Raw genomic sequence first — 18,580 nt, 5'->3', positions numbered from 1 at the left:
CAAACTGCAGGAGCTTTACGCATGAGCAAAAATAAAGGTAAGACCAATAATTCTGCATCATCTTTTATTGGGAAACTAACTCAAGAAAATTTACATAAAAAGTTGTGCCCTATTTATTTGGCATTGGTTGCAGTATTGCCCAGTTTGTCTTATGCAAACTTAGTTCCCGATACAAGTTCAAATGCGCCAACGATTTCAGAGTCAGCCAATGGAACACCGACAGTAAATATTATTAATCCAAACGGTAATGGGATTTCTCACAATAAGTTTGATGACTTTAATGTTGGCCCAGATGGTTTGATTTTTAATAACAGCATGCAGGATGGTGTTAGTAGTATCGGTGGTTATATAATTAAAAACGGTCAGCTACAACAAGAAGCTAGCGCTATCATTAGTGAAGTTACGGGTGCTAAGGGATCGTATTTGAATGGCACAATGGAAGTGTTTGGGAAAAAAGCTGACCTTATCATTGCAAATGAAAATGGCATTTCTGTGAATGGCGTATCAACCATTAATGCGAATAACTTAACTCTCAGTACAGGTCGAGTGGAATATGGTGAGAATGGTAATATTCAATTAAATGTTAATAAGGGTATGATTGCAGTAGAAGGACAGGGCCTATCTACTGAAGGATTAACCCACTTTGATATGATCAGCCGTACGGTAAAACTCGATGGTGAAGTCTCTGGGAATGCCGACATTAAAGTTGTTGCGGGGCTAAATACTTACGACACACAAACGCGACAGCACCAGATTCGTAACTTATCGGCTGCAGATACCCCTAAAGTTGCTATTGATGGCAGTTCATTGGGTTCCATGTATGGGGGAAGAATACAGCTAATCAGTACCGAAAGCGGTGTTGGGGTTAGACATAAAGGTAGCTTAGTCGGTAATCAGACTGTTGAGATATCGGCCGATGGTGATTTAGCACTGACAGCAATTAGCAGCAAGTCAGGTGATGTTAATTTATCCGGCAACAATATCGATATTTCAGTTAATGAAGATACAGGCTTTGGTGGTGTTATTAGTAATGGCGATCTAATTATTAGAGCTTTATCTCAAGCTAAACTCAGTGCTGATGCAGTATCAAAAAATGGCAATATTAGAATTACTGCTGATTCATTGTTGCAAAATGCAGCACGTATTTTTGCAATGAGCGGTGATAGTGACAAAATAGATGTAACATCCATTTTCATTGATGTTAAGGGTGAATATAAAATAACAGGGACACTTTTCGCTCTTGATGCTTCAGGTAAAAAAATAGAGAATGCAATTATATCCCTTGTGGATGGTAATTATATTGTATCGATTAACGGCGAAACTATTGACTCCGCAACTATAAGTTCTGATGCTGCTATTAGCAGTCAGTCAGGAAATGTTATAGTTAATGCTAATTCATTTTTAAATCAAGGTGCGGGAGTTAATAGCCAGAAGGGGACGTTAAGCTTCACTATTAACGAACTATTTGACAATGATGGTGTTGTCAATGCGAGTGGTCCGCTGAGCATTGTCGCTAATGATTTACATAATAAAGGTGTTTTATATACTGAGCAAGACGCAAATCTTATTCTCGGATCTTTAATTAATAAAGGATTACTGCAAGCTGATAAAAACAATACCATTAAGTCAAATAGTATTAATAATAGTGGGAGAATTGTCTCAGCTGCCTCAATGTTAGATGTTTCCATTGTCAATGGAAGTGCCATTAATAGTGGTGTATTGTCCGGTAAAAATGTTGCTATTCGCCAGGTTAGTGATGGCGGTTTATTGGAAAATACCGGGGTAATTAACTCAGAAGAATCTATTGATATAACAACAGAAAGTGTTTTCAATAGTGGCGATATCACAGCAGCTAAAGATTTATCACTAAATATCAGTAAGGAGGTTAATAATCAAAATGGGGGTAGTATACTCTCAGGTGCTAATCTAAAAATAAATAACAGTGGGGTGCATGCAGTTAATATAAATAATAATAACAGTTTAATTCAAGGTGGTGCTATTGAAATTAGTAACGCTAACACTATTACAAATAGTAATAATGCAAAACTAATTTCAGAAAGCTCACTTAAGCTTGATGACATTAAAGAGTTAAATAACAAAGGTAGTTCGTCACTCATTCAAGCGAACGATATTATATTAACGAATATTGATAGCATTAAAAATACTGATGAAGCAAAAATACTCGCGGCTGACCAGTTGTCAATTAGCCATTCGTCAGAATTAATTAATCAGAACTCATCTATACTCGCCTCTGGTGATATTAATTTGAGTAATATAGAAACGATAAAGAATGTAGATGGATTTATTAATGCAGATGGAACTGTAAGCATAAATAATAGTACTAATCTATTTAATACAGGAACTGGGACCACCCAATATTCTGGTTCAGGGATAATCGCGAATAATATTGATATTCATTCTGTTGCCAATGTGGAAAATTCCGGTGGAAGTTATATTTCAGCATTGGGAGAATGGTTAAAACTAGAACTTATTAATAGTGTTATAAACGATAAGAGTAGTGTTATAACATCAGATAATGGCCTAATGATATCTAATATAGATAATCTAAATAACAAAGGTGTTATTTACTCTGGTGCTGATATGTCTCTAGCTAATATTGGGGTTTTATCCAATATAGGTGATGGGACGGGAAATGTCGGTGTTATTAATGCGGGTAGAAATTTATACGTCAGTTATGTCAGTAGTTTTATTAATTCCATTGCGGCAATTATTAATTCTGATGGTGACGCCACCTTCAAAAACATCAATAAACTAGATAATATTAATGCGATAATTCAGGCGTCAGGGATATTGTCCGTAGAGGCTAATACTATTGTAAACAGTAGTGATAAAGGGTCATCTGCTGGTGACGCTATCATTATTGGTGTTGGTGGTCTTACCGTGGAGTCAGACTCTATTTCTAACCTGAATGGAGCGACCTTATTTTCTGATGCTGATATTTCTATTAGATCAAAAAATGTAAATAACAGTGGCTCTAATATCAGTGGTAATAATATTGATATTCAAGCTGATAACTTAAATAACAGTGTTGGTTATATTTATTCGGCTAAAAATTTATTAATTAAGCTAGCTGAATCTTTGAATAATTTATCTGGTGACATTTTTAGCGATAATAACCTCTCTTTAATTCTCTCTAAAGATTATCGCTACAATGATGATAGTGGTGATATTAATGCTAGAGGTGAACTCTCTATTAAGACTACGGGTTCTATCATTATTGACCGCATTCTGGAAAGTGCTGCAAGCATACTACTTAATGCAGATGAGAACATTAAAATTTCAAGTAATCAATCTATTTTGAGTCTTAAGGATGTCATTCTTAAGGCAATTAATATTACTAATAGTAGTGGAGCTTTGATTTTCTCCTCGCAAGATATTATTATTGATGCAGAGAAAGGTAAGTTTCTAAATGAAGAAAATGCTAATGTTCTTAGTATGGGTAAAATTGATATTGTTGCAGAGAATATAAAGAATGATGGTGGTAATATTCGTTCTCAAGGCGATATGGCATTAGATGCTAAAATTATTGATAATATTAGTAAGTATGATAATCCTGGATGGGTTACAGGCCCTGCACAAAATGCTGAAGGTTCACATGAATGGAAGCAAGGCTTTATAAGCCTGGTATATTATAACGCAAAACTCTCAGGTTCAATTCCAACGTGGATTGGTGATTTTAAATTAACTAAAATGGCCGAAATCTCATCCGGCGGTAATTTAAACATTAATCAAAAGAACATTTATAGTACTAAAACGTTAAATAATACAGGTGGCATTATTCAATCAAGTAAGGATATGATAATATCTGGAACTGTTAATAATGCACCAGAATATAATGAAATGTCATTTTACTATTATTTGACGGAGACGCTGAGTACCCCGATTGAGCTGGAGGTATATAGAAAAGTGATAGGTGGCGATTCTGGCTATGCTCAGTTTAATACGCTATATCAATTGCTGGACTTTTATTTCGGTGATGGAAGTCCGGAATCTGTCTCAGGGAAGGGATCATATATATATGATACTCAGTCCAACAGTTTTAATAGCTTAAAAGAAATGGCCAAACAGAGTGAACAATTAAACAGTGTTATGAAAAGATTGTTCGGCGATGCGTGGTTATCTGATAGCCAAGAGAAGCTATCACAAGATTGGGCCAGGGTAACGGGCTCCAATAATGCTTCTTTGAAAGATTTAAAAGATTATGGTTTGTCGGATAATAACGGTGGGATTATCGCAGGCGGTAATCTGACTCACAATGGTGGAGCATTTAACAATGGGTTATTCGGTGCGAAACTTGAAGGTGAAAAAATAACAGTTGCCATCGGTGATAAGGAGGTTGTGGTAACTCAAAATCCTTATGAAATTAATATTGGGTTGAAAACAATTGCCGAACTGACGAAAGGATTAAGTACCACAAAAACCTATACCGAACTCGCTAAAATTCAGGGGTTATTTGTTTCTAACCAGAAATGGAAAGATGTTGATTTCACTGCCAAGGTCGGGGATGGTGCCAGTAACCCTATTTATCCGTTTTATGAAACTCGAACTGAGATGATTGATCAGAGCCTTTTCTTTGGTTCGCAATATTTCTTTGACCAAATTGGCTATATACCAGAAACACCTGTTTTGGTTGTGGGCGATAATTATTTTATTAGTGAAGTTATTCGCCGCCAATTAAATGAGTCTGTAGGGACATTTTTCAGTGTGCGCGATGGTGTTGATGGCACCGAGTTGGTTGAGAAATTAATGTCCAATGCTGCAACTGTGAATGGAGTAGAAGATTTTACCGTCGGTAAAGCTTTAACTGATGAGCAGATTGCCGTACTGGATAAAGATATTGTTTGGTTTGTGACAGAAAATATCGATGGTCATGATGTACTCACACCTAAAATTTATTTCGCAACAACTACGTTAGAACAATTAGAAAGTGGCCGCTATGATGGTTCCGCCATAGTCCACGCTGGCGGTAATATGGATGTTGATGCATCCTCCTTTAATAATGTTAATGGCCAGATCAGTGCCGGTGGCAATATTAATATTCAATCAGAAGGCAATATTAATAATAGTAGTGTGGGCATGAATGGTGGTATCACTTCAGGTGGAGATTTATCATTGGTCTCCAGTGGTGGTTCTATAACCAACAGTGGCGCTGCTCTTAGTGCCGGTAATGATCTCACTTTACAGGCAGATAATGGTTCAATTGAGCTTACTGCCAGCCAAGGCGCTAATGTTTCCGGTAATCAAGAACTTCATTATTATAATGATGGTGTCACCGCCGGTGGTAGCATTGACATGAGTGCCAAAGATATCACAGTTAATGCTGTTGATATTGCTGCGGAAAAAGATATCAGCCTGACTTCAACTGAAGGTGATGTCACCTTCAATAATATGTATGAGGTTGAGGGGAATTATGAATACAGCCATAAATCTACGGGGATACTAAGTCACGAATCGACAGAAACTGTCAGCTCAAGTGCTACGAGTGTTGATAGTTCGGTCAACGCCGGCGGCAAGTTTACCGTTAATTCCGCGAATGATATTGTTCTCAAAGGTGGTGAATATAATGCCCAATCGGGTGAATTGAAGGCTGCTGGCGATGTAGACATCCAAACATCACAAGATTACAGTTATTCTGAAACCACGGTTGAACGCACTGATCTAAAATTTGGTGCAGGCGCGAGTGGTTTTGGGCAATCGGCAGGTTATGATATTAGCGGTCTGGATGGGGAAAGTAGTAGTACCAGCACCGGTGAGCATAATAATCTTGGGTCGGATATCACCAATGCCGGGTCCAAGCCTGGTCGTGCTCCAACATCTTCCTCTGGTAATTTCCAAGCCGGGTTAGAAACCGTCACGACGGTTGATACTGAGCAAACGACGACAAATAATAATGCTTCACTTAACTTTACCGATTCTATGACATTAGAAGCGGGAAACACGGTTGATATCGGCGGTGGTAATTTTAGCACTGAAGGTGCGTTGACTATTGTTGCCGATGAAGTCAAGTCTACAAAATATGAAGATGAAGTGATAACAACGAGTGAGGAAACCGTTTCGTTTTATGGCGTAAAGGGCGAGGCTCATAGTTCAGTGGCTGATGCTGCTGATAAAGTCGGTAATTTGGTTGAAAAGGGCAATGACGGGCAAGAAATTGATGCCGGTTTAACGGCGGCAGAAGTGGCAGGTAGTGCTTCTAACCTTATGTTTAATGATTTGCTTGGCGGCTCAGTCTCAGTTGGATTCGATACCACGACGACCAGTAGTTCATCGACGACTAAAAGTGAAAACATCACTAATATAAATGCCGGCAATGTATCAATTACCAGTAATGGCGATACCACGTTAAAAGGTGTCGAATTATCGGCAGACAGTGTAGAGATCACTACTGGCGGTGATTTGAATATTTTAGCCGCCGAGTCCTCAACTGAGAGTTGGTCGCAAAAAGATACCCACTCAGCGGGCGTCAGTGCCGGGGCTTCCGCCGCGCCTACAGGGGCTGGCGCGGGAGTTTCTGTTGATTACCATGGCAGCAGTTCAACCTCAACTGGCTCAAGCCACACATATACTAACTCCAACCTTAATAGCAGTGATATTAGCATTAACACTGGGGGAGATATGACTTTAGCTGGCGGTAATATTCAGTCAGAAACCGCAAACCTTAATATTACTGGCGATCTGAATGTGCAGAGCGTGCAAGATACGGTCAATAACCAGACTAATAGTAATGAGTGGGGTGGATCAGTCGGGGTTGCTGTTTCAACCAATGGAGGACTTATCCCAACATTGGCTGGGAACTACGGCCAAGGTGGCGAACATTATGATTCGAAGACTACAGGGACCCAGACCGGTATTAATACCACTGGTGAGCTGAATATCTCTACAGGAGGGGACCTCAATCTTACTGGCGCGCACATTGTTTCTGATTCCAAAACCGGTACTGTAGATGTTGCAGGCAATATTAACGCAGTCGAGCTATCAGATACTATTGATCAAGATGGTGCTTACGGTGGTGGCGGTGGTGGTATTTCTAAAACAGGCTTACCGACAGTCAATGGCTATTACAACACTGTGGAAAAAGTGGAATATCAGGAAGATCAAAAAGCGACCATCGATGTTGGTAATATTAAAGGAAATGTACAAGGTGAACTGAATACTGATGGTGAAACACTTTCTCAAGTAAATGTTGATAAAGTTACAGCATCAAATAGTATTTCATTTACTGCTGGCGGTTTATCGAGTTCAAATAAACCGGCAAAAAATGGCAATACATCAAAACCACCGAAAACCGCGCCGGTGAAAACGGACAAACCGACACCACCGAAACCGACTCCGGTGGAAACTGACAAACCGACACCACCGAAACCGACTCCGGTAGAAACTGACAAACCGACACCACCGAAACCGACTCCGGTAGAAACTGACAAACCGACACCACCGAAACCGACTCCGGTGGAAACGGACAAACCGACACCACCGAAACCGACTCCGGTGGAAACGGACAAACCAACACCACCGAAGCCCACTCCGGTGGAAACTGACAAACCGACACCACCGAAACCGACTCCGGTGGAAACGGACAAACCGACACCACCGAAACCGACTCCGGTGGAAACTGACAAACCGACACCACCGAAACCCGCTCCGGTGGAAACTGACAAACCGACACCACCAAAGAATCGACCATCAAAACCAGTGAAAGGTGAGGAGAAGCCAAATCATATGAGCCCTAGTTATCCAGGTTCTAAACTAGGTGGTGATTTCAAAGGTCATTTACCAAAAGATGATAAAAACTCTTCTCGATGGATCAAAAAAACTGCCACAGGAGATGAGCCAGTATCATACCCTAAGCCATCCGAGATTCGGCAGTCTACACCGCCGTCTAAAGCGCCAGTTTCTTCGGGTAAGCCGCCTGCAGAAAGCAATCCAAATCATATGAGCCCAAGTTACCCAGGCTCGAAACAGGATGGTAGTTTTGTTGGTAGTTTACCTAAAGATGATGGTACATCGTCAGGTTGGATCAAACACCCGACAATATCAGTGCCAACGGATTCGTCCAAACGATAGCCTAGACTAGGTCTATCGAGATAATACTAACAACAGGCTGCCATTACTTTGCAGCCTGTAATTTAACAATAGGATCTATTTATCCAATTCTTTCTACCGATGCTGAGTTTTAAAGGTGATATAACATGATGGAGATGATTCGGTATAATAAGGCTGTTATAAAAGCCGAACAAATTGTACCTACTTAATTATAATGGAATTTAGGATCATCTTTACGAGATAAAAATAGAATGTTTATGAAAAATATACTCTCCATCTGCATTAAAAAAAATTTGAAGATTTCTATTTTGATTTTTATCATAATCTCTATTTGTTTGTTTCTCTTTTTAAGAGGCAGTAATGATGAAAAAGAGAGAGGATTAAATGTAATAAAATGTAATGCTGAAGTCATCATTCACAGTAATGTACCTGGTATGGTTGCCAATGTTAACATTGATTTTTCAGTCAATTCTACTAATGGTATTGTTTCTATTGATGGTAAGCTTTATAAGGATCATAAGAGTATAGGGGTGATTAGTCGCAGGATTATTTTTTACGTCTACTCGATTAATGATATACTCTTATTAAGGTCAGTAAATAATTGGGCTAGCGAGGTAAATAGTATTGATGATACTTTGATTAATGAAATCATGATCCATGAGTTCTACACCACACCAAATAGAAAAATGCAAATTACGTTCTCGAAAAAAGAGGAGGGCTATTATGGGATATCTACAAAAAGCATTCCATTTATATATTGCTCGCCACGGTAGACTTGCTGATGAGTACAATTGTTGATGGTTTTAATTTTTACAAACAGTTCTTACTTTAGATAGCACATGTCATTTAACTGCTATATTGCTCGAGTCGTTATGGTATGTAATATTTAAAATTGTGATGAGAATCCTGGCTCGTCGTTCTTCAACCCTGGAAACGAAATGTAAGTTCAAGTTGCATTTCATCTGTCGCTACTCATTCTGTTTACTGTGAAAAAAGTAGTCTTAGCAGAGAGGTACTGCACAATACTCTCAATGGGTCGTATCTTACTTAATCTGATATTGTCAATTCGAGTCAGATTAACCTTTGTGACGAACTGCTAACCCTTGGTAGATTTGCCATCGCAATGTTCTCTTTTATTGATTATTATTGCTGACTATCTATAATAAATTTTTGATACGTATCATTGGAAATAATTGGCATGAGTAAATGTTATACTATAAATGATAATATTACATTTTACCCTGAAAGTGGTATCCTCTCATCCTCTTTGGGTGGCGCTCGCATTAAGATCAACGTGCCAACAGCACAATTACTAGAGGCGTTTGTTAATAGAGTTGGTTTGATAATATCGCAAAGTGATTTGTATTCAATTGCTTGGGGTGATAATGGTGTGAATGTCACACCGAACACACTGTATCAAAATATTTCATTATTACGTAAAGCATTGCAAGATATCGGGTTGTCTGGTGAAGCCATCACGACTGTAAGAGGAAAAGGGTTTATCTTTACGGTCACTAAAGTTGCAGAATGCGAAGTCGATATTGACCCTGAAGATGAAGTTGATGAAATTATTATCGAGAATATTGTCCCTCAGCAGCAAGATGAGAAATTAGTAACCAAAAATAAATATAAAATATATAATATAGTATTACTATTCGCATCTGTGTTGATTTTCTTTGGCGCTGTGTTTTATTTTATCCATAAAAGTATTCCTAAGCGTATAATCGATTATCCTAAAAACTTCACATTTTTATCAAAAATTGATGGGTGCAGTATATTCACCAGCACTGAATTACATAACTTGGAAAGTCAGGAGAAAGTTAATACGTTTCTAAGTGGCCAATCATTAGAGTGTAATACTTACCCTTATATTTACTTAAACTATACAATAAGACACCCTACAATATCAGTCATTTCTTGTGAGTTTGAAGTTAATTATAGTAAGAAGAATAATTGTAGAACTGAAATATTCGTCAATCATGGTGGTTTTAATGAAATTAAATACTAAATACATACTACTGATTTTCATATCAGTCATCATGATTGTTTCCGCTATTGCTTATGCTTATTTTTTAGCGGATAACAACAATAAAAAACTAAATTGCCATGGTGTGCATTATACGTATAGTAAAAATTTTAACATCAAGTCCAATGTTGAAATAAATCTATATAGCAAAAATGGTTATATGATAATAAATGGAATTGTTACTAATAATAACATACCCTATCAATTAACCAGGAAGACACTATTTAATATCTCTGATATTGATAATAAAACCATTCTGACTTTTACTGGCGTTGAGATTAGTCTTTCAGACGAAGTGAGCCGAACTGACCTTGAGCAGATGCTACCTAGTTTTATGTCTCAAGTAGGTAGTAATCTCTTAATTTCTATTTATAGAATTAACAATAATAATTATATTATTGAGTCTAATGGTGTGGCAAGTTTTCTGTGTAATAAGGATTAGTTTATTGGGTGTTCTGCTTAAACGTCGGCATGATTTTTGACTATTTTAAATAGCGATATTTAAGCAGTTTTTTACTATACCCTATATCTTTATTATTTCTTTTTAAGGTTATATTCATTATTCTGAATATTAACCAAGTCTTAACTGGGCTAAATTTCGCTCAACTAAAACCCATCTTCCTCCCGCAGTTGTAGTGAAATTTCCATACAAGAAAATCACATAATTACTCTTTATTTCAATATGTTATAGTGCATGCGTGACACTTTGACATAGGCTTCTTTGCATAATTTCATTAATTAATTTTTATTAAGACCTTATGATTTATATTATTTTTTAGCTTATGTTTTAATTGCTGCTCTAATTTTTTAACTCAAGTAAAGAGTACATTTTTATGCGCTGCATGATAACTATATCTGATCACAATAATTTTTTTTCGTATGGGTTGTATCATTTATTTAAGAGCCACCTTAAAGTTTGTTTATTGGTTAAGACTACGAGCCTTGACAATGAAACTGATGATGGCTTTATCGCTATATCCTTTTGTGAGAATGTCAGCGTTACTCTTAAAATTAGAGACAAAAAACATATGGCAAAAGAACTGGCTTCGGAAGTTGTAATTTTTAGGAATGACAGCATTAATCAATTAAGCCGTAAAGTTGAATGTATAATCGCCAATATGCTAAAGCATGGTCACGGGCATGATGTTATTTATAATGATCGTGGGGTGATTAAATTAACGTCAACTCAAATAAAAATTTGCAAATTTTTTTATAATGGGATTACCACTAAGACTGCTTCTCTTTTGCTGAATCTAAGTGAGAAAACCATTAGCACTCACAAACGAAATGTTATGAGGAAGATCAATGTTATTAATAATCAAGGGCTATACCTCTGGATTGAAAAGAATAAGAATCACTATTTTTAAATAGACGTAAAAACAAATTAATTTAAAATAATAAGGTTTTGCTTTGATGAACGATGTTGCTCTTGTGAATAAAATTTATTTCATATTGAAAATAATACTGTCTATCGTGTTCGTCTATTCCGTTTCATTTTTACTGCTAAAATTTAGATATGATAAAAGTGATGTTATTAATTGTAATGCGAATCTGACCATTCATAGAGAAGAATTGGGACTAATGACAAAACTTATGGTCGAATTTTCTATGAATAATAAAAATGGAATTGTCTATATTGATGGCATTGTTTATAAAAATAATGAGAAAGTAGGCACGATAAGTCGTAGAACCTTTTTTGATGTAACAGCGATTAATGATGATTTGTTATTAACATCGAAGAGAAACTGGGTGACTGAAACTAATAATGTGAATGAATCTTTATTTTCAGATCTGATGCTATCGAGGTTTTATTTAGTTGATGATCATCCCATGGCTGCTTTCTTCACTAAAAATCGTAACGGAAGTTATTATATTTCGACTAAAACAATGCCCTATGTGTACTGCTCTAAGGTTTTAAGAGATCGCTAGAGTTTAGCTTTTTAGAAATAGTGGTCTATTAGCATACTGAGGATATCATTGCTGGTCAGCCTCCTGTAAGTAACCCGTCAACGCCAACCACTCATTCCGGCATACTGATTATGTCCCCTGGAGGAGACAGCCATGTGCAAGCTCCATTATCTGTTAATGGTCTTTATGCAGTCTATTGGGGTTAGGGAACCTGAAAAGATGTCGGCCACAACGCTGGGCTATCTCAGGTAACTGACTTCAACACATAATCCCAATGGGTGGATTTAGCTGTCATGTTTCAAACATATTCGGACTGATATTCTGCATTGTCTGTGTTGAACAATACATTTAAGAGTGAAGTTAAATTCATTTAAAATCAATATTTTACATATTTATTTTTATTGAAAGTAAACCTGAAGAGTCTTAACTCCACCTTAATTAGACTAAATCATTAAATTTTTAGCTCTCTCTAGGACACACTCAAATCCTTAATCAACGTGTCATTAGAGGAATAAATACATGCGTACAACACTTTTAACTTTATCACCTGCCGCTTTGTTATTGCTGGCTTCGGCTGGAACGGCCTTTGCAGCAGAATCTGGGCGTAATGCTATGATAACGATAGAGGCTAGCATCGTAACTGCAACCTGTGATGTCTCGGTCACTGACCGATTGAATTTGAATAACCACACAGCAGCCGTTTTCACTGCCCCTAATACTTTTATTGATAAGACGGCACAAATTATTGATAAGACGGCACAAAATTTTGATGTGAGACTTATGAATTGTGGGACACCGTCGGCTGAGAATGATACTGCGAGCTTGCTTATTTCGGGTACCACATTGAGTGGTGGCGAGAGCAATATCTTTAACAGCGATAATAGTTCTAATGTTGGTGTCATGATCAAACATAACGGTACAGGCAAGATCCTACAAAGTGGAGAGTCTATTCTTGTCGGAACTGCGGGTGACCCGCCGGGAGCTGGAGATTTTGAAAAATCGATTTCTTTAAGTGCCGCGTTAGCTACCACTAATATATCAGCCATCGAAAATACAACGATTAGTGCACCAATTACATTTAGTTTTGTTTATAACTAACCATTTCTGATGGCAGGTGATGATAACTCCCTGCCATCAGGCAAGAGGAGTTTGAGTAATGAAATTTTTATTTCGCACGCTATCTTTGATATTCGTTGGTTTGACTGCCACTCAAACCGTTCAGGCTGGCGGATTTGGTATTAGTGCCACTCGGCTGATTTACCCACAGGGTGCATCGAGTGTTTCACTCACTTTGCGCAATACGCAACCAGATGCTCCTTATTTGGTACAGACCACAGTCAGCGCTTCTATTGATGGGAAAGGAGTCGCCCCTTTTTTGGTCACTCCGCCGTTATTTCGCCTCGAACCAAATAGTAGCAACCAAATTCGGATTTCTGCTAATGGTGGGGCTTTGCCCAGTGATCGTGAGTCGGTTTTCTATATTAATGCTCGGGCTATACCCAGTAGCGTTGCAGGAACAGGAGAAGATCAGCAACAAAGCGTGGGTGGTGAAGTAAAACTGGGCGTTGCGAACGTCATCAAGCTATTTTATCGCCCTGCTGGATTAGCCCCGACTGTCGCCAATGCCCATAAGAACCTACAAATTACCCCAGTGAAAGAGGGATTACAGGTTAATAACGCCTCCCCCTATTTTATTAACTTTGCGGGCATCAGTTTTGCCGGAGAGGCGCTATCTTTGGCGCGCGCCGAAGCCAGTATGATTGCCCCTTTCAGTAGCCATATCTTCCCGACCAAAGTTAAACAAGGGGAGGTCCGCTGGCGGGTGATCAACGATCTTGGAGGTATCGATGCCTTTACTAAAGTGGTGCCGTAATGCGGGTTCTGCGAGCCTTTTCATCTGTGTAGTCGCTCTGCCGGTACAAGCTACTGAAATAGTGGATTTCCGTGCCACCATTGTTCCTGGAACTTGCGAAATTAAGCTAGATCAAGAGTTTTTGCATTTGGGGAGCGTCCAAACAAGCGCGTTGTTATCGGGAGCCGTGGCTGCATCCAATACTTTCTCTCTGAAAGTACAAAATTGTAGCGGGACGGCACCTGGTAGCCAAAAACCTGTTATCCAGGTCACTGGCAATGGTGATGGCAGTGGCAGCAAATGGCTGTTTCGTGACGCTGACTCAGACGCTCAAGGGGTTGGTGTGCTGCTAACTCAAAACATGAATACCGTTCGCCATGATGACAAGCTGCAATTTCAAGGAATAGTCCCGCCAGCCACCGGTGCCGCTATGGCATTTTCCGCAGGGGTATCCTGTATTGATTCGGGGGGCTGTAATCCAACCACCGGTAAACTCATTGCTCGAGTTACCTTCAATTTTCTTTACGATTAAGAGTGCATTATGATTCGAGCCCTTCGTTTGCGAGACTTGCAACTTATCAGTGGCTTACTTCTTAGCCTCTGGGGAAATAGCGTTTTTGCTGCTGATGGCGGAATAAGCCTTGGACAAACGCGGGTCGTATTTAATGAAACTGATCGGGCGCGCACTGTTCTGGTTAAGAATGATGGCGATAAAACTTATTTAATTCAGTCTCTGGTTCAACTGGGTCCAGATAATAAGCAAGCAGCACCCTTTATCGTGACACCACCCTTATTTCGGCTGGAGCCTAATAGCCGTAATTTGCTGCGTATTATACGCCAGAATAAAGGAACATTATCGCAGCAACATGAATCGGTGTTTTATTTATCTGTTCTGGCGATCCCTGCTCAAGCCTCCGAGCTGACAGAGCAGGCCCAGCTATCAATGGGAATTCGTTTTTTGATTAAGCTGTTCTATCGCCCCGATGGGTTGAATATGACCCCGGAAGACGCTTACTGCAAATTACAATTTACCCAAGTCGCTGAGGGTATCCTTGTAGAAAATCCTACACCCTATTTTTTAACGCTGGGGCAATTGAATATTAATCATCGCGCCGTTAGTTTCGAGCAGCACCCGGCAATGATTGCCCCTCACAGTAATCAAATTTATCCAGCTATTTCACCGTTGGCAATGGCTGACTGGCGAGTGATTACCGATTACGGGATCCTCTCGTCGAAATGCGAATATTCACCGCCATAATTTCTGGAGAGTAAATGAAAAGTTTCTGGACTCGCCTGTCATTAATAATGATTGGGAGCTTACTGATGCTGAACAGTTTATCGGTGAGCGCAAATCAGGCTGAACTTAAAGGTATTTCCTTTTATGTGATGCGGGTTATTTACCCGGAAAAAGCCAGTCAGGGTGTTGCATTAACCGTCTATAACAAAAGTGATCAGCCTTTTTTAATGCAATCTTGGATTCGGAGTATGGATCCTCAAACTGGCAGCGTTGCACCGCAGAGCAAAGTCGTTACTCCGATGCCTTTTATTGTCACTCCGCCGCTGCAACGACTGGAGCCTAATAGTGATTTGACCTTGCGTATTCGGCGTACCGGAGGGGAGTTAGCACAGGATCGGGAGTCAGTATTTTATATTGCTACCAAGGCTATCCCATCTACACCTGCGAATATGGCGCAAAACGGCGGTCAATTAACGTTAGCTGTTGTCAGTAATCTTAAACTATTTTACCGCCCGTCCAGCCTGCCGGACAGTGGGGTGGCAGGTGCTGCCTCACAATTACGCTTCCATCTGGAAGGTAATACGCTGGTTGCTGAAAACCCAACGCCGTTTTGGTTGACATTTTCTCGGTTAAAAGTTGGTAACTATTTGTTTGATAATGCGGCTATGCGCCTGATGGTTCCACCAAAAGGGCAGCAACGCTATAACTTGCCTGCGGGTACAAAGGGGCCAGTTGAGTGGCAATTGCTTGATGAGACAGCATGGAATACGCCATTAGAACAACAAAAATCACTTACTGGCTCATCTCGATATTGATATCCAGTTTACCGACAAACTTATTTTAACTGCTGGTTAATCATATGTTTTTAATTCCAATTTTGTGTATTGGCAAAACAGATAAACCAGGTTGAGCTAAATATCATGAAACGACACGTTAATGGGATAAAAATCTCACCTATATTTACGGGTGCGATATTACTTACGTCTGTTCTGCCCGCTTGGGGCCGGGATTATTTTGATGCCGGGCTGCTAATGCTTGATCAAGCGCAGTCTGAAAAAGTGGATTTGACTCAGTTTGAGACTACCGATCAGGTGCCTGAAGGGGCCTATCTGGTGACGATATTTGTTAATCAGATTGAGCGCGGCGAGCAAACAATCACTTTCCAAAAAGGCTCGCGGAATAAGGTTGAGCCACTCCTCACGCCCGCGTTACTGAATGAGTTAGGCGTGAATACCCGTGCACTGCCGACATTCTCAAATTTACCACTGGATAAGCCAGTGGAGGATTTGCCCGCCCTGATCCCTCATGCGCAGGTGCAATTTTCGCTGGCCAAGTTGCGGCTGGATATCAGTATCCCCCAAGTCGCAATGCAACCAAATAGTAGCAATCAGGTTGATCCCTCATTGTGGAATCAAGGTATTCCGGCATTTTTGCTGAATTATAACGTGAACGGCAGCCGCAGCCGACGCTCTTCCCAATCAGACTTGGGAACATCAGAGCAAACAAGCCTCTTTGCCAACTTACGGGCGGGGTTGAACTTTGATGCCTGGCGTTTACGCAGCCTGATTACCCATAGCCGGAATACGACGAATGGTGATAATCGTGCGGGTGAAAGTACGCAGGACACCCAGTTTATCAATAGCTACCTGCAGCGGGATATCCAGCCTTGGCATTCTGAAATATTGGCAGGTGAAAGCAGCAGTGGCGGGGATGTTTTTGACAGCATTCCGTTCCGTGGCGTCAAACTTAACTCAACCGAAGAGATGTTGCCCAACAATCTGCGTGGCTTTGCTCCGGTTATCTCTGGTGTTGCGCAAAGTAATGCGAGGGTAACCGTGAGGCAGAATGGCAACATTGTGTATCAAACCTATGTTGCACCAGGCCCGTTTACGCTAAATGACTTGGGGCAGAGTGGTTCTTCAGGTGATTTGACGGTAACGATAACTGAAGCTGATGGCTCCGTTCGCACCCAGACTGTCGCCTATTCAACACTGCCGGTAATGTTACGTCCTGGTGCATTTAAGTATGAACTGACCAGTGGGAAATATAATGGCAGCACCACTGTTGGCTCTCAGGAGTCAACTTTTGGACTCGGCACTTTGGTTTATGGTTTGCCCTATAATCTCACGCTGTATGGTGGTGGACTGGTCGCGGATGATTACTTCTCAAGCGTGGTGGGGAGCGGGTTGTCTTTAGGGAACTTTGGCGCATTGTCTGCGGATGTCACTCAGTCGAACGCTAAGCTGAAGGACGTGGATGACCGGCAAAAAGGGGAGTCATATCGGTTGCGCTATGCCAAAAATATTGCCAGTACCGGCACATCAATTGATGTCGCGACTATGCGCTACTCGACCCGAAATTATTACAGTTTTTCCGATGTTAACAACAATGGCTACCAATTACGCGACGATCAGTTGCCCTGGTCACAAGACCGTAAGCGCAATAGTTACCAGTTACGTTTGTCTCAGAATATGGGGGATTTAGGATCGCTATATATCTCTGGGATGCGGGATAACTATTGGGACAACAGTAAGGTCAATAACAACCTTACTGCGGGCTATAGCAACAGCTACCACGGGGTGACTTACGGCATGAATTACAGTATTGACCGCATTAAAGGGGACAATAGCTGGCCGGAGAACAGACAGTTATCCATGAACGTTCAAGTACCATTAAGTTTGTTGAGCGGTTCATCACTTGCTAACCGTAGCTTCGCCAGTTATCAGATGACAAATAACAACCAAGGTAGTGTTCAGAATCAGGCGGGTATTAACGGAACATCAATGGATGACCGTCTTTCTTACAATGTGACACAAGGCTGGTCTAACGACGGCAGCAGTGACATGGGGTCGGTGAATACTGGTTACCGTGGCAGCAAGGGCATGGCGAGTATGGGATATAGCTATGGTAGTGGCTACCGCGCGGTGAATATGAATGCCAGCGGCGGGGTGGTGGCACATGCCGACGGAGTCACATTGAGTCAACCTTTAGGCGATACCGTTGCATTAGTCAGTGCACCAGGCGCCAGAGGAAGTAAGGTGATGAGCGGCAATAATCAGGTGGACAGTCGTGGTTATGCGGTGGTGCCTTATCTCTCAAACTACCAGCGCAATAATATTAGCCTGGATCCGGCAACCCTGCCTGAGGGGGTTGACATAACGCAGTCAAGCCAAAATCTCTACCCAACTAAAGGTGCAGTGGTTAAGGCTAACTTTGCAACACGCGTCGGTTATCAAGTATTGGTTACTTTGAGTAAAAGTGGTGGATTAATCCCTTTCGGTGCCGTGGTTGCCGTTGAAGGTAGCGCGGGTGAAGAGCCGAATACCAGCATTGTTGGAGATGCAGGGCAGGTCTATCTCAGCGGGCTACCAGAAAGTGGTCGTCTAAAAGTGAAGTGGGGGGGGATACTAGCCAGCAATGCAATGTAGCGTTCAATTTGGCGAACACTCCAGCCCCGTCAGCGGCTAATCCGATACGTCATTTGCCATTACGT

At 40.5% G+C, this 18,580-nt stretch carries 12 protein-coding genes; all 12 read left to right on the top strand.

The genetic code is table 11. From position 1 onward, the window contains the following. The first annotated feature begins 21 nt into the window (after nucleotides 1-21). The 12 genes from V1956_RS19045 to V1956_RS18990 all read left to right on the top strand — a co-directional run bounded on the left by V1956_RS19045 (nucleotide 22) and on the right by V1956_RS18990 (nucleotide 18,515). On the top strand, nucleotides 22-8,085 hold the full coding sequence (locus V1956_RS19045) for a two-partner secretion domain-containing protein (RefSeq protein WP_442825488.1): 8,064 nt from the start codon (nucleotides 22-24) through the stop codon (nucleotides 8,083-8,085). Nucleotides 8,086-8,321: 236 nt separating this feature from the next. Then, complete coding sequence (locus V1956_RS19040; RefSeq protein ID WP_372558291.1) at nucleotides 8,322-8,837, top strand: hypothetical protein; 516 nt, start codon at nucleotides 8,322-8,324, stop codon at nucleotides 8,835-8,837. A gap of 425 nt (nucleotides 8,838-9,262) precedes the next feature. Continuing rightward, nucleotides 9,263-10,072 carry a winged helix-turn-helix domain-containing protein gene (locus tag V1956_RS19035; RefSeq protein WP_372558292.1) on the top strand — a complete coding sequence of 270 codons (810 nt, stop codon included), beginning with the start codon at nucleotides 9,263-9,265 and terminating at the stop codon, nucleotides 10,070-10,072. After that, nucleotides 10,056-10,532, top strand: coding sequence for a hypothetical protein (locus tag V1956_RS19030; RefSeq protein ID WP_372558293.1), 477 nt, complete (start codon nucleotides 10,056-10,058; stop codon nucleotides 10,530-10,532). Before V1956_RS19035 ends, V1956_RS19030 begins: the two co-directional genes overlap by 17 nt. A gap of 481 nt (nucleotides 10,533-11,013) precedes the next feature. Next, nucleotides 11,014-11,457 (top strand): helix-turn-helix transcriptional regulator, encoded by a 444-nt coding sequence (locus tag V1956_RS19025; RefSeq protein ID WP_442825487.1) that lies wholly within the window; start codon nucleotides 11,014-11,016, stop codon nucleotides 11,455-11,457. 46 nt (nucleotides 11,458-11,503) lie between these two features. Beyond that, nucleotides 11,504-12,019: a hypothetical protein gene (locus tag V1956_RS19020; protein ID WP_442825486.1), complete on the top strand. Its 516-nt coding sequence runs from the start codon at nucleotides 11,504-11,506 to the stop codon at nucleotides 12,017-12,019. Nucleotides 12,020-12,517: 498 nt separating this feature from the next. Next, complete coding sequence (locus V1956_RS19015) at nucleotides 12,518-13,096, top strand: fimbrial protein (protein WP_442825485.1); 579 nt, start codon at nucleotides 12,518-12,520, stop codon at nucleotides 13,094-13,096. A gap of 58 nt (nucleotides 13,097-13,154) precedes the next feature. Next, complete coding sequence (locus V1956_RS19010; RefSeq protein WP_420072231.1) at nucleotides 13,155-13,871, top strand: fimbrial biogenesis chaperone; 717 nt, start codon at nucleotides 13,155-13,157, stop codon at nucleotides 13,869-13,871. Further along, nucleotides 13,846-14,382, top strand: coding sequence for a fimbrial protein (locus V1956_RS19005; protein WP_420075287.1), 537 nt, complete (start codon nucleotides 13,846-13,848; stop codon nucleotides 14,380-14,382). Before V1956_RS19010 ends, V1956_RS19005 begins: the two co-directional genes overlap by 26 nt. A 9-nt stretch (nucleotides 14,383-14,391) precedes the next feature. After that, nucleotides 14,392-15,108, top strand: a complete 717-nt coding sequence (locus V1956_RS19000; RefSeq protein WP_442825484.1) for a fimbrial biogenesis chaperone — start codon at nucleotides 14,392-14,394, stop codon at nucleotides 15,106-15,108. Between the two features lie 14 nt (nucleotides 15,109-15,122). Continuing rightward, nucleotides 15,123-15,902, top strand: coding sequence for a fimbrial biogenesis chaperone (locus tag V1956_RS18995; protein WP_372558299.1), 780 nt, complete (start codon nucleotides 15,123-15,125; stop codon nucleotides 15,900-15,902). A gap of 105 nt (nucleotides 15,903-16,007) precedes the next feature. Further along, nucleotides 16,008-18,515: a fimbria/pilus outer membrane usher protein gene (locus V1956_RS18990; protein WP_442825483.1), complete on the top strand. Its 2,508-nt coding sequence runs from the start codon at nucleotides 16,008-16,010 to the stop codon at nucleotides 18,513-18,515. Nucleotides 18,516-18,580 lie beyond the last annotated feature (65 nt).

Origin of the sequence: Yersinia sp. 2540 StPb PI (assembly GCF_052217165.1) — a bacterium.
GTDB lineage: Bacteria > Pseudomonadota > Gammaproteobacteria > Enterobacterales > Enterobacteriaceae > Yersinia > Yersinia enterocolitica_E.
This window is presented reverse-complemented; position numbering and strand designations above follow the sequence as displayed.